The sequence below is a fragment of the Halanaerobium sp. MA284_MarDTE_T2 genome, assembly GCF_003337245.1.
Classification (GTDB): Bacteria; Bacillota; Halanaerobiia; order Halanaerobiales; family Halanaerobiaceae; genus QPJE01.
Genome location: NZ_QPJE01000004.1, coordinates 121212 through 135483, shown reverse-complemented (window position 1 = coordinate 135483; position 14272 = coordinate 121212). Strand labels below are relative to the sequence as shown.

General features: G+C 35.3%; 11 protein-coding genes. 4 read left to right on the top strand and 7 right to left on the bottom strand.

Annotated features, from left to right (window positions below):
- Positions 1–11 precede the first annotated feature (11 nt).
- The 3 genes from lysA to DFR78_RS03400 form a co-directional block, all read right to left on the bottom strand.
- On the bottom strand, positions 12–1331 hold the full coding sequence (gene lysA, locus DFR78_RS03410) for a diaminopimelate decarboxylase (RefSeq protein WP_114457438.1): 1320 nt from the start codon (positions 1329–1331) through the stop codon (positions 12–14).
- A gap of 158 nt (positions 1332–1489) precedes the next feature.
- On the bottom strand, positions 1490–2398 hold the full coding sequence (locus tag DFR78_RS03405; protein WP_114457437.1) for a Gfo/Idh/MocA family protein: 909 nt from the start codon (positions 2396–2398) through the stop codon (positions 1490–1492).
- Between the two features lie 22 nt (positions 2399–2420).
- Positions 2421–3188 carry a TatD family hydrolase gene (locus DFR78_RS03400; RefSeq protein ID WP_114457436.1) on the bottom strand — a complete coding sequence of 256 codons (768 nt, stop codon included), beginning with the start codon at positions 3186–3188 and terminating at the stop codon, positions 2421–2423.
- 325 nt (positions 3189–3513) lie between these two features.
- Between DFR78_RS03400 and DFR78_RS03395 the strand changes: the two genes are divergently transcribed.
- Together DFR78_RS03395 and thiI are read left to right on the top strand one after the other, a co-directional pair.
- Positions 3514–4662: a cysteine desulfurase family protein gene (locus tag DFR78_RS03395; protein WP_114457435.1), complete on the top strand. Its 1149-nt coding sequence runs from the start codon at positions 3514–3516 to the stop codon at positions 4660–4662.
- 194 nt (positions 4663–4856) lie between these two features.
- Positions 4857–6047 carry a tRNA uracil 4-sulfurtransferase ThiI gene (gene thiI, locus DFR78_RS03390; RefSeq protein WP_114457434.1) on the top strand — a complete coding sequence of 397 codons (1191 nt, stop codon included), beginning with the start codon at positions 4857–4859 and terminating at the stop codon, positions 6045–6047.
- On the opposite strand, the gene DFR78_RS03385 is transcribed toward thiI, so the two are convergent.
- Positions 6032–6982: a ParB/RepB/Spo0J family partition protein gene (locus DFR78_RS03385; RefSeq protein ID WP_114457433.1), complete on the bottom strand. Its 951-nt coding sequence runs from the start codon at positions 6980–6982 to the stop codon at positions 6032–6034. The two genes, thiI and DFR78_RS03385, sit on opposite strands and share 16 nt — an antisense overlap.
- 182 nt (positions 6983–7164) lie before the next feature.
- Here DFR78_RS03385 and murB point away from each other — a divergent pair, with 182 nt between their 5' ends.
- Positions 7165–8076, top strand: coding sequence for a UDP-N-acetylmuramate dehydrogenase (gene murB / locus DFR78_RS03380; RefSeq protein WP_114457432.1), 912 nt, complete (start codon positions 7165–7167; stop codon positions 8074–8076).
- A gap of 2 nt (positions 8077–8078) precedes the next feature.
- Here murB and DFR78_RS03375 read toward each other — a convergent pair whose 3' ends face one another.
- Entirely contained in the window at positions 8079–8345 is a 267-nt protein-coding gene (locus DFR78_RS03375; protein ID WP_114457431.1) for a GIY-YIG nuclease family protein, read from the bottom strand.
- On the bottom strand, positions 8326–8808 hold the full coding sequence (locus DFR78_RS03370) for a ferritin family protein (protein ID WP_114457430.1): 483 nt from the start codon (positions 8806–8808) through the stop codon (positions 8326–8328). Before DFR78_RS03370 ends, DFR78_RS03375 begins: the two co-directional genes overlap by 20 nt.
- A 496-nt stretch (positions 8809–9304) precedes the next feature.
- Here DFR78_RS03370 and nrdJ point away from each other — a divergent pair, with 496 nt between their 5' ends.
- Entirely contained in the window at positions 9305–11692 is a 2388-nt protein-coding gene (gene nrdJ / locus DFR78_RS03365; protein ID WP_114457429.1) for a ribonucleoside-triphosphate reductase, adenosylcobalamin-dependent, read from the top strand.
- 197 nt (positions 11693–11889) lie between these two features.
- Here nrdJ and DFR78_RS03360 read toward each other — a convergent pair whose 3' ends face one another.
- A complete protein-coding gene (locus DFR78_RS03360) occupies positions 11890–13944 on the bottom strand; it encodes an S-layer homology domain-containing protein (protein ID WP_114457428.1) in 2055 nt (684 codons plus the stop codon).
- Positions 13945–14272 lie beyond the last annotated feature (328 nt).

Below are 14272 nucleotides of genomic sequence, written 5' to 3'. Positions count from 1 at the left end.
ACACCCTCAATTTAATAATTTTCTGGCACAATATCTCTACTAATTAGATCAGCATAGCTTTCTCGCTTTATAATTAAATTATCTTTATCTCCATTAATAAGTACAACAGCAGGTCTGGGAATACCATTATAATTGCTGGACATTGAATAAGTATATGCACCAGTTGCAGGTACTGCCACTATATCACCACTCTCTACCGGGTGAATTCTGGCATCTTCTATCACAATATCACCACTTTCACAGCATTTTCCTGCAATTGTAATAGTCTCTTTTTCCTCACTGTCCGACTTCCCATCAACATGAGCCTCATAAGCTGCTTCATACAGAGCAGGTCTAATATTGTCGGTCATTCCTCCATCAACAGAAATATATTTTTTCCCACTTGGGGTTTTTTTGCTGTAGCCAGCCCTGTAAAGAGTAATTCCAGCCGGGCCAGCAATTGACCTCCCCGGCTCCATAATTATTTCAGGAAGAGGATAATCGAACTTTTTAGCTTCTTCTTTAACTATAGCTGCAAGCTGTGAAATTAAGTCAGAAATCGATACATTTAAATTCCCCATTGTGTCTATACCAACACCACCACCTAAATCCAGCACTTCATAAATCAAGCCAAGTTTATCCCTTATCCTATCAAAAAACAAAAACACTTTTCTGATAAGCTCACTATAGCTGTCACCATTTTTAATCTGAGAACCAATATGAGCATGAAATCCCCTGATATTAACAAATTCATCATCAGCCATCTTTTCCAGAATATCAAATATCCTGTCAGATTTTAGACTAATTCCAAATTTGCTGTCTTCACTACCTGTTTTTATATATTTATGTGTATCAACATCTATTCCAGGTGCAATTCTAATTAAAGCATCAACCCTTTTCCCGAACTCTGCTGCTTTTTTCCGCAGTTCATCAATTTCTTCCTCATTGTCGATAACAAAAAGACCGATACCTGCTTTTACACCCATTTCCAGCTCCTGAGGCAGTTTATTATTACCGTGAAAAATCATTTTATCTGCTGGAAAACCAGCTTTAAGAGCAGTGTATATTTCACCACCTGAAACAACATCAAGACCAAGTCCTTCTTCATCTGCTATTCTGCATATAGTCCGTGATAAAAACGCCTTGCCTGCATAAACAGCTCTCCCCTGTGGATAATATTTTTCAAATCCACTAACATACTGCTGCATAATATTTCTGATTACCTGTTCATTATAAACTAAAAGTGGTGTTCCATATTTTTCGGCAAGTTCTGAAGCCTTAAATTGTCCGATTAAAATTTCGCCTTTTTTATTTTTTTGTATACCTATCTTTATATCTGTTTTAACAGCCATATCTTTCCTCCCAAACTTCTCTCTGTCCACACTCTTATTTATTTTATACTAAAAACATTCCAAGCACTGATAATTTTTAAGTTAGTTATATTATAATTTATTCATTAAAACCGTCAAAAAAACTACCTTCTGTCATATATTTACCTAATGCCATATATTTAACTGGAAAGATGCACAGATTTTAAAATATCCTCACATATCTTATGTGTCTTTAAATCAGCTTCAAGATTCTCTTCTTTTATTGACCCTTCTTTTACCATCTGTAAAAACTTTTTGACCATATCTACAAACCCTCTATTATATTCCATCCTATTCCAGCCAGATACATTCTTAACATGCTCTCCGTTATTTTTAAATTCAGTAATCTCGGTTAAATTTTTAACCTTTTTCTTTCTTCCTGAACCTATAATTTCCAGTTCTTCCTCTGTAACAGCATTATCTCTATTCATAATTCCAACTGCAGTGTTTTCTCCACTCTTTAAAGTTAAAATTATACGAATAAGATTATTTTCCCTTAAAACAGCATCTACATACATATTTTCTACTTTCGTGTCCAGCATATACCTCAGTGTATCAACAACATGGATAAAATCATCAAAAATTATATTCCGAGGAGAATCAGGTAGAAATTTTCTATTTTTTTCCATAATAATTATTTTAGGACCTTTTATATCACTTAATTCCTTATAAGTAGGAACATAGCGGCGATTAAAGCCCGTCATAAAAACAAGACTTTTTTTTCGGGCAAGTTCTACCATTGCTTCAACTTCTTTATAAGAATATGCAGCCGGTTTATCCACATAAGTATGAATCCCACTATTCAGCAGTTTTTTAGTGATTTCATAATGTGCTTCTGTAGCTGTGTGGACAAATGCAGCTTCAATATCAAGTTCGAGAAGTTCTTCAACAGATTCAACTTTTCTATCAACATGATATTTGTCACTCAATTTATGCAGTACACTTCTTGTTCTTGTACAAAAAACAGGATCTACATCTGTCATAGAAGTTATTATTGGAAGATATGCTTTTTGAGCTATATCTCCGAGACCAATTACTCCTACCTTCAAATTAATCACTCCTCCGATAATTTTAAATATTATATATCCTTTCAGCATTTTCAGTTGTTATTTTAGCAAGTTCCATTTCTCTAATTCTTCTTACTACTGAAGCTTTTTTAAGAACATATTCCACATAAGCAGGTTCGTTTCTTTTACCTCTAAATGGTGTTGGGGTCAAATATGGAGCATCTGTTTCAAATAATATTCTATTTAAAGGCACTTTTTTAAAAGCTTCTCTAACTGCATCTGTATTTCGAAAAGTTAACAACCCACCAAATGCAATATAAAAATCACGCTCAATTAAGCTATCTACATAACTTTCATCATATGCATAACAGTGAAAAATTACTCCTTTTGGAAAAGGAGATGCTTTATCCATAATTTTGAGAGTTTCCTCTTCTGCAGAGCGGGAATGTATTACCACAGGCAGATTTAAATCTTTAGCCAAAAGCAGCTGTTTTAAAAAAACATCCTGCTGAATATCTCGCGGCGAATTATCATAATAAAAATCCAGACCAATCTCTCCAAAAGCTGCAGTATTTTTATTTTGGCTCAATTCAGCAATTTTATTTAAAATATCATCAGATACTGTATCTGCTTCATGTGGGTGTACTCCCACTGCTGCATATATATTATCATATTTTTCTGCAAGTTCCACAGATTTTCTGCTTGACTGCAGATCTGCCCCAATATTAACTATTTTGTTTACTCCTTTTTCTGCTGCTCTTTGAATAACTTGATCCCTTTCACCATCAAAATCTTCGCAGTCAAGATGAGCATGTGTATCTATTAAGTGCAATTTTTTTCCCCCTTTAAGGCTCATATAAATCAAAAATAATAAATATCTTAAAATATCTTTAAAATATATTATAACACACTCTAAAAATATTAAAAGTTAAATTGTTATAAGAAGTTCATCTAAAATTATTTTTAGAGCTGCAAAAAAATTTAGTCGTAATTAAAATTTTTAGATTTATCTAAAAAGCAGCTGTGGTTCAAAAAAGTTTATTCAGCAGGAGATTTACTATTTTATTTTTATAGAATAATTTTCTGTGCTATAATGTTGAGTGTAAACAAAAAAATCTAAATTATCTTAACTTATATTATATATAGAGGTGAAAAAAATGTCGAGAAAAGTTTATCTTGATAATTCGGCTACAACAGCAGCTGATGATGAGGTAGTAAAGGCTGTTACTTCAATGCTGACAGAAAATTACGGCAATCCATCTTCTGCCCACCGACTGGGACTTAAAGCAGAAAAAATTGTAGAAAAAGCCAGAAAGGAGCTGGCAGATTACCTCCAGGTAAATAAAAAAGAAATAATATTTACTTCAGGTGGTACAGAAAGCAATAACCTGGCAGTTCAGGGAATTACAAAAAGCTACCACAGCAGGGGCAGCAAAATTATAACAACCGAAATTGAACATCCTTCAGTAAGAAATATTTTTCTGGCCCTGGAAAAAGAAGGCTGGGATGTTATATGGCTTAAGTCTGACCAAAAGGGATATATAGATATTGAACAGCTTAAAAATTCACTTGATAAAAAAACTGTTCTGGTAAGCATCATGCAGGTCAATAATGAACTTGGTTCTGTACAAAATATTGAAGAAATAGGAAAGATAATAAAAAAAATAAATCCTCTCTGTTTTTTCCATGTTGATGGAATCCAGGGATTTGGTAAAGTCTTTACAGATTTAAAAAAATCCAGCGTGGATCTCTACAGTATTAGTGGACATAAATTTCATGCACCAAAAGGTATTGGCGCTTTATATATTAGAGAAAATATTGAATTACAGCCGCTATTTTTTGGAGGAGGGCAGGAAAATGATATCCGCCCTGGGACTGAAAATACTCCGGGAATTGCTGGTTTAATCCCTGCTGTAAAAAAACTCCCTATTTTAAACAGAAATATAAATACTGATCCTGAGCTGAACAGAAAAAGAAATTATCTTTACAAAAGTTTAAGCAAAATGGAAGATGTAGTTATAAATTCGCCAAAACAGGGAGCACCACATATTTTAAATTTTTCTGTACCAGGTATCAAAGGTGAGACTCTGCTGCATGCACTTGAAGCTGAAGGTGTTTTTCTTTCTACCGGTTCTGCCTGCAGTTCTAAAAGTAAGGAAAATAAAGTTTTAAAAGCTGTAGGCCTCAGCAGTGAAAAAAGAGATAGTGCACTCCGAATAAGCCTAAACAAAAATATAAGCAGAGATGATCTGGATTATACTTTAGAAGTACTGAAAAGTCAGATAGACTTTCTAAAAATTTTTTAGAAATATTGAAAATAAGGTATTTCCGCGAAATTACTTTTGGTTACAAAAAATAAATTGGTTCTCCCACAAAAAGGTTATCTGCATCTCTAACTCATTTTTAGCAAACACCTTTTTTGTGGACACATCATAAATTTAGTTATAAATGAAATTTTTATAATAATAAATAAAAGCAAAAATATATTGAGGTGAAAAAGTTGTACGATGTTTTAATTATACGTTATGGTGAAATAGGTTTAAAAGGACAGAACAAAAACAGTTTTATCGGTCAGCTTATCAAAAACATAGATAATGCTGTCACAGATCTGGGAGATTTTGAAATCACAACAGTTTATGGGAGAATATACCTCCATGTGGATGGTAAAAATTTAGAAAAAGCAGCAAAAAGGCTGACAAATGTACCGGGTATTGTTTCCATAAGTCCGGCTGTTACTGTAAAGTTCGACTTTGAATCTCTCAAAAAAAATGCTCTTAAGCTGTTTAAAAAAGAAGTGCAGGATTATCCCACCACTTTTAAGGTTAATACCAGAAGAGCTGACAAAAGTTTCCCTCTCAAAAGTCCAGAAATAAATAGTGAGATAGGTGCCTGGATACTGCGGAATATAGATAGTCCGGAAAGAGAATTAAATGTTGATGTTCACAACCCTGAACACATGCTGGAAGTGGAAATAAGGCGAGGAAAAATCTATATTTTCATTAAGCGCTTTGCTGGCCCGGGTGGACTTCCTGTTAAATCATCTGGAAAAGCTCTGCTTCTTCTTTCGGGGGGTATTGACAGTCCGGCGGCCGGCTGGCTTGGCCTTAAACGGGGATTAAGTATAGATGCAGTATATTTTCATTCTTTTCCTTATACAGGAGATAGAGCAAAAGAAAAAGTTGTTGACCTCAGCCGGGTCCTCAGCCGTTATGGTGGAAATATAAAACTTCATATCGCATATTTTACAGAAATACAGCAGGAAATTGCCAAAAACTGCCCAGAAAGATATACAGTTACAATTATGAGGCGAATGATGTTCAGAATAGCCAATAAAATAGCAGCACAAAATAATGACCTTGCACTCATAACTGGAGAAAGCCTGGGCCAGGTCGCAAGTCAGACCTTAGAAGGTATTGCTTCTTCCGATGATGCAGCAGAACTACCTGTTCTGAGGCCGCTGATTACAATGGACAAAAATGAAATTGTCGATATCTCCAAAAAAATAGACTGTTATGATATTTCAATTAGGCCTTTTGAAGACTGCTGTACAGTTTTTGTACCTGATAATCCTGTTACCAAACCCAAATTAGACAAAGTAAGAGCAGCTGAAAACAGTCTCGATATTGATAAACTGCTGGCTAATGCACTGGAAAAAACCGAGGTTATGCAGATCAATCAAAAGCCGGAATAATTAGAAGCCTGATTTTTCTGTTTTATCCTATCTATCAGGACTTTGGGATCATTTTCTTTTAGCTCAGGTATCAAAAGTCCCATTATCTGATATAAGTAGAGAAATTCATCCATTAAATTTTCCTGCTGTTCAGGCTTTATGGTGCCGATTTCTTCCATAAAGTTTTCTGCTTTATCATTAATTCTGCACAATGATTTTAAAATTTCATCAGCTTTATCTTTTTTAGTTTTCTTTTTTTCTTCTGCAGTTAATTTAACATTTGACTTGGCTCTTTTTAAAAGTACAGCAGCAACAGCTTCTTTCATCGGCATATGCAGATATTTGTAAAATATATCCAGCACATTTTGTGTTTCCCTTCTGCTCAGATTATATTTTATTACAGCATCTAACAGCTGATCTATCTTACTGGGATCACCTGTTTTTGAAGCCAGAGCCTGGGCCAGACTGATGTGTGACAGAGAAATAGGAGAATCTTCCTTAAGCACTTCCTGCTGATATTTTTTCTTTACAGAAAGAATATTCAGCCACAGCATCAGAGTAGTACGCGGTACTCCAATCTTTTCTGCAGCTTCTTTTTTGCTGAGATTATTTTCATCTATAAATTTCTGAATAGAAACCGCTCTTTCTAAAGGATTAAGATCCTGCCTCTGCAGATTTTCTATCAGCTGAATCTGTCTGAACTTTTTAGAAGTGAGTTCTTCTTCCAAAATAACAGCTGCTATTACATCTTTTCCATCCTTTGCAATAGCTCTCAACCTTCTCTCTCCAGCTATTAAAATATATTTATCACCCTTTTGCTGTACCACTATCGGCTGCAGCTGGCCTACTTCAGCAATTGATTTTGCCAGTTCTTCAATTTTTCTTTCAGAAAAATCACTTCTTACCTGTTCAGGATAAGTCTCTATATTTTCAATTTTTATTTTTTTGTATTTCATTTTATAAGCCCCCCTGTTGATTTCAAAACTTAATTAACGTATTATATAGTTACACTGGGAAAGTCTTAATTAGCAATTTTTAAATTTACAATCCCTTTTATGACAAAAGTGTCAAATTATTAAATGCCCAAAATTGACTTTTCGCAGTGCAATCATAATATTATTATAAAAGGAGTACAGATATGTCTGATATAAATATTTTAACAGAAAATATGAAAAAAATAAACTCTCTAAAAATAGAGAAAAATAAGATGCTTGCACCATATACCAGCTTTAAAGTTGGTGGTCCGGCAGATCTTTTTGTGGAAGCTGAAACTGTCAAATCACTGCAGAAAGCACTTCCTTTGATTGTAAAATCCGGTCTTCCCTATTTTGTACTGGGCAAAGGCAGCAACCTCATTACCTCTGATAAAGGTTATAGGGGGATCATCATCTATACAGGAAGCCTCAGAAATTATACTGTTGAGGACAATACAGTAAAAGCAGAATCCGGTCTTCTTCTTTCTGAACTGGCTGATATCTGCTGTAAAGCTTCATTAAGCGGACTTGAGTTTGCCAGCGGCATACCCGGTTCTCTGGGAGGAGCTGTTTATATGAATGCCGGTGCATATGGAAGAGAAATGAAAGATGTTATAAAAAAAGCAGAACTTCTCCAGCAGAATGGAGAAATAATTGAACTTTCCAGGCAAGAACTGCAGCTTGATTACAGAAGCAGTATACTTCAGTCTAAAAATTATATTATAACCTCAGCAACCCTGGAACTGGAAAGTGGGGATAAAGAAAAAATACAAAAACAAATAGATAAACTGCATGCTAAACGCTGGAGCAAACAGCCAATGGAGCAGCCGAGTGCAGGCAGTATCTTTAAGCGGCCGCCGGGACACTATACTGGCCCACTTATAGAAAAAGCAGGTATGAAGGGTTATCAGATCGGTGGGGCCCAGGTTTCTACAAAACATGCAGGTTTTATTGTAAATAAAGGTAATGCCACATCTGATGATATAATCAATTTGATAGAAAAGGTTAAAGAAGAAGTATATAAAATAAGCGGAGTCAGACTTGAAGTCGAACCCCGCTTATTAGGCAAATTTTAATATTAATTTGAATCAATCAGCTCTTCCTTTTCTCTGCGGGAGAGCTGTTTTATTTTATATTCTTTTTTCTGGGCACTGCTGCGGGAACCAAAAGACTCTTTATAGCGGAGCTCTACCGGATATCTTCCTCTAGTATATTTTGCTCCTTCCCCACTGTTGTGTTCTTCAAGCCGCCTCTCCACATCAGTGGTGTAGCCTGTGTAAAAAGTTCCATCTCTGCATTCTACTATATAGACAAAATGTTTTTCTTTATTTATATCTTTTGGCATATTCTGTTAGGTCTTTAAAATGCTGCTTTTCTTCTCCAATTAAAGTCTTTATGGCATCAATTGTTTTCCCCTCATTATAGTCACACATTTCTCTATAAAAAAGAATAGAATCTTTTTCCGCCTGTATGGCAAGCTTTAAAGCCTTTTCTACACTGTGCAGTGCCTGCTTGGAATCTTCACTATCCGCCTCAGGGAAAACAGATAAATCTACCAAATATTTAAAATAGGCACTTACTTCTTCATCATAAAGATATTCTGCCTCATCCTGATTTTCCTTCAGCTGTTCAGCCAGATTACTAAATCGTTCATAATGGTCCTGTTCATCTGAAGCCAGCTTTCTAAAAAATTCTGCCAGCTCTTTATTTTCCGTTCCCTCAGCATATTTGAGGTAAAATTTCTTACCCCTTATTTCAATATCTTTTGCCATTTCGAATACTTCTAAAGCACTAAATCTTTCTTTCATTAAAATTACACCCCTCTCAATAACTATAAAATAAATTTATATTCATTATATAATAATTACTACATTAAATTCAATTTCCCTTTTAATAATTGAGGATTTATTTTTATACTTCACAGGATATATCAAAGTGACTCTCTTATACATATATCTGTTCAATAAAAATAGTTCTAAAAGTTTTATTTTTTATCCTGCTAAAAAACAAAAGGTAATTTGTATAATTAAATTCTGTTTTCAACTGTGATATAATATATTATACAAATATTTTATATTCATTTTTGTTTATTTTAAATTCTAAGAATCAAACAGCTTAACCAACTTCACAGATAGTATTCCATATTTAATATATTTGAACAACTATAATGCTGTTTGCATATTTTAAAATTAGTTTATATACTTAATGTTTAGTACTTATATCATATTTTAATTACTTATTTTAAAAATTAATTCTTTTAAAAGTCAGCTTATTTAAGCAGAGATTATTAAGGAGGTTTTTTTATTGGAAGAATCAAATAAGACAGTCATTAAACGTGATGGACGAGAAGTAGACTATATAAGGGATAAGATCACAAATGCCATCTATCGTGCTGTGATAGAATCAGGTGAAAATGCAGAAAAAAAAGACGCAGAAAAGGTCTCGGCAAAAGTGGAAAATATCTTAAACAAAGACTTTTATGCAGAAGGTAGGGTGCCTAAGGTTGAAGAGATTCAGGATTTAGTTGAAGAAGAACTGATGAAATCAGGCTATACCTCTACTGCAAAAACATATATAATCTACAGAAGTAAAAGGCAGAAATCAAGAAAGAAAAGAAAAAGTGAAGAAAATGATCTTTTGTCTCAGGAATTTTTAAGCAAATATAAACACCAGCCAAATCCATTTCCAACAGAGCTGGGGGAATTTATTTATTACAGAACTTATTCTCGCTGGCTGGAAGAAGAACAGCGCCGGGAATACTGGTGGGAAACAGTAAAAAGAGCTGTGGAATATAACTGCTCACTTGCACAGACCACCAGAAAAGAAGCAGAAAAACTTTATGATAATGTATATAATCTGCGGAACTTTTTAGCTGGACGTACACTTTGGACAGCTTCTACAGAATCATCTAAAAAATATGGAATGAGCAATTACAACTGCTCATTTACTGTAATTGACAGCTTCAAAGCCTACCAGGACCTTTTTTATCTGTTGATGATCGGATCAGGTGTCGGCTTTCGGGTACTTCCCCGTGATGTTGAAAAACTGCCAAAAATAAGGACAGATGTAGAAGTAATCCACAAATATTATGAACCTGCAGCAAAAGAAGAAAGAAGAGAATATACCAATTTTGAGTTTAATGAAGAAGATGTGGTAAAAATCAATGTAGGTGATAGTAAAGAAGGCTGGATACAGTCATTAGAATATTATTTTAAGTTTCTAGTTGACCATGCCTTTAGGCCCTTAAAAAGCATAATCTTCAATTATGATTCTGTTCGCCCTAAAGGAGAAAAACTGAAAACATTTGGTGGAACAGCTTCCGGTCACCAGAGTTTAAAGAGGATGTTTACAAAAATAGATAAGCTGCTCAACCAGAAACCGGACAGAGATAAAGACAGCTTAAACAGAGTTAAACTAAAGCCGATAGATGCTATGGATATTGCCAATATAATTGCAGAAAATGTAGTTTCCGGTGGAGTAAGAAGATCATCTCAAATATGTCTTTTCAGCCGAGATGACAAAGAAATAGCCCAGGCAAAAAGCAGCCTTTATGTAAAAGAAAATGATGAGTGGGTAATAAACCCGGAAATATCACACAGACAGATGAGCAACAACAGCATCTTCTATGAGAAAAAACCTGACAGAGAACAGCTAAAATGGCATATCAAACAGATGCGCTACAGTGGAGAACCTGGTTTTATAAATGCTGTAGAGGCCAGCAGGCGCAGAGAAAACTTCAAAGGTGTAAATCCCTGTGCAGAAATACTGCTTGATTCTAGAGGTGTCTGCAACCTTACATCGCTCAATGTAATGTCATTTGTTGATAAAGAAGGTAATCTGGACAAAAAAACAATGTTTGAAGCACAAAAGCTCTCAGCACGTGCCGGATATAGAATGGCTTTAATAGAATTTGAACTACCGGAATGGGATCAGATTAATAAAAGGGACAGATTGATAGGAACTTCCCTTACTGGATGGCAGGATATGAAAAACGCTGCCGGGCTTTCTAAAGAACAGGAAGCAGAACTGCTGTTAGAACTCCGGGAAACAGCACATCAGGCTGCAGCAGAAATAGCCAAAGAAGTTGGAGATAATGAACCACTGCTGGTAACTACAGTTAAACCGGAAGGAACACAGACACAGATGCCTACCGTCTCCAGTGGACTTCATTATTCCCACAGCCCATATTATATAAGAAGGGTGCGCATATCAGCCTCAGATCCACTGGCCAGAGTATGTGAGGAACTTGATTACCCTATTCATCCAGAAGTAGGGCACAATCCAGATGACCCAGAAACCCTGGTAATTGAGTTTCCAGTTAAAGCACCTGAAGGAAAAGTTAAGGCAGATGTTGATGCCATCGAACAGCTGGAAACATACAAAATGTTTATGGAAAACTATGTTGACCACAATGCATCTATAACAGTCCATGTTAAAGATAATGAATGGGGTGATGTAGAAGAATGGCTCTGGAACAACTGGGACAGTACTGTTGGAATATCATTCTTATCCTACAGCGACAATTTTTACGACCTAATGCCATATGAAGAGATAACCGAAGAAGAATATAATAAAAGGGAAGCAGATATGAAGAGATTCAACCCTTCCCTGGTCTCCAAATATGAAAGTGAATTTATGGAAAGAAAACTGGATGAAGCCGACTGTGACACAGGGGCCTGTCCGGTTAGATAAATATTAATAAACCTGTCTTTAATATCTTTAAGAAGTTTCCGAAAATTACTGTTAGAAATGCAGAAAGACCTGCCATTTAAAATGGTGGGTCTTTTTCTATAGAAAAATCTTTTTCAATTAAAAAAAAGAACCCCGGCAAAACCGGGGTCCATTAGAAATGATGAGAAATTTATATTCTCAACTTATTATCTGTCTGTTTAGAAACTAACTGATAGAGATGTTGTGATAAAGCTGCCATCGATATCAACTTTATCATGAGAATCTCTAATTGGGCCATCCACATCTTCTAACTGATCAACATCACCGGTAATATACATTACATCTGTAACCCAGTCGATGTTTTCAGCCAGCTTATAGTCTACACCAGCTTTAAGATAGGTATATTCCATATCGCGATCCCAGACATCTTCGTTGTCATATAAGTCTGCCTGTTTGTTGACAACTTCTGCTCTTAAATTGGTCTTTTCACTCCAGTCATAAACTGTACCTAAAGCAACAACTGTTGCATCATCATCAATTTCATCTGTATAATAATCGTTTTTGATAAATTCTACAGATGCATGGTTGGTGAATTTGCCGTAAAGATTTTTCCAGCCGAGCTTATATGAAGTTTTATCTTCATCTGCTTTATCTGCAACACTAAAAGCGTTCATAACATCGTCACTCAAAGAAGCACTATCAAATTTAACCATAGCTGCATCAAAAAGAATACTGTTGTTGTCATTTACAACATATGTTGTACCTAACTCATATTTATCATAGTCATAGTCTTCTTCAAGATCAGCTTCAGATCTGCTTGAAACATATCCGTATTTAGCTCCACCATTGAATTCTTCACCAACTACTTCTACTCCACCTCTGAAGCTCCACTTGTCATTAAATAAATAGTCAGCATTAACTCTGAACAGGCTGTCACTGGTATCTGCTTCTTCTAACTGATTAAATACAGCTTCACCATTAACAGTTAAAGCGTCAGTAATATCTGATTGAACTTCTACAGCTACATTAGTGACTGTTTCAGAGTTTACGTCATTACCATTTTTATCTGTGAATGTTTTATATTCACTAGTATCAATAATACCATTACCATTAGCATCATAATCTTTTGCATCAAATCTACCATTATACACTTTACCGGTTACTTTGCTATTGTTAAATACTTTAGATGCTGTTACACCATAGTATTCGTCACCACTTCTATTACCTTCACTATAACCATCATCATAGCCAAATGCAAATGCATTTACATCAAAGCCGTAGAATGGAGCTGAAAGTGTTAGACCTTCCATATCTTCATCATCAAAGAAATACTGTTCAACTGTATAATCATCATTGTCTCCAGCTGTAAATACATAACCACCTTTTTCGACAGTCAGTAAAGCTGTATCCATTACAAAATCCTGATCGTCACCCTGTTCACCTAAAACATGCTCCTCATAATCACCATAGTAAATGCTGTCATAATCTCTAAAGCCATTTGTAACGGTATCTACTACTAAATCGAAGTTAACATCTTTATAACTTCCATTTACACCAAAATCGATTTCCTGCCACAGTGCCTCTTCAGCAGGGAAATCATCATAGTCTCCACCACCATTGTCGGCTGTTGGTAGATCAAGATCCATTGCATCTCCATCAGCCAGTGCTTCAGCTGTTGCATTCTTTTCGTACTGTTCATCTCCATAGTCACCTACCTGTGCAAATGTTGCTACAGTACCTGTAAATTCAACATGATCTTTAGGCATATCTGCTTCTAAAGCATTTACTTTAGCTTCTAATTTGTCAACATCTTTACCTAATGCATCAATATCTGCACCGAGAACTTTAAGTTCTGCTTTGTATTCAAAGGTAAGAGATTCTACCATATCTGCTACTTCTTCTGCCTGAGCATCACTAAGTTCTTCATTGGTGTTCTTTTCCATTAAGGCTTTAACAATTGCTGTTACATCCTGAGCCTGTGCAGTAGTAAGTCCACTGCCCATGTCATCCACTTTTTCTTCCAAAGCGGCACGCTCTGCAGCAATGTTGTCAAGTGCACGGCTTACCATAACAGCCATTTCGTAACGAGTCATTGGCTGTCCACCTCTAAAACTGCCGTCTGGATAACCTGTAATAACACCTGAAGCAACTAATTTGTTAATTGCATCATAAGACCAGTGGTTGCTGGGTACATCAGAAAATGTACTTGCAGAAACACTGAATGCAGCTGTCAGCAGCATAACTGCTACCAATAGCACTGTCAACTTTTTCATAAATATTTTATCCCCTTTCGTTTTTCAATTATTATTTTTGATCTGGAGATAGAATTTCTTAATTTTTTCAGATAAGTTGCCTTGTTTCCTTATCCTTTTATTAGTACTTTTCTCCCAGATCTATCTATGTCGATCTGTCCAAAAAATATTAATACTTCACCATCCCCCCTTCTTTAAATTTTAGGACAGAATGACAAACCTTTTTAAAAAAAACCAGAAGAAAACCTGTGTCCCTAAAATAATCATCCTAGAAAGAACAACAAGGGGTCACAAGCTGTCTTCAGATGTAATTATTTATGAAAAAATTTTCAAGATTTCTTCTGGTTAA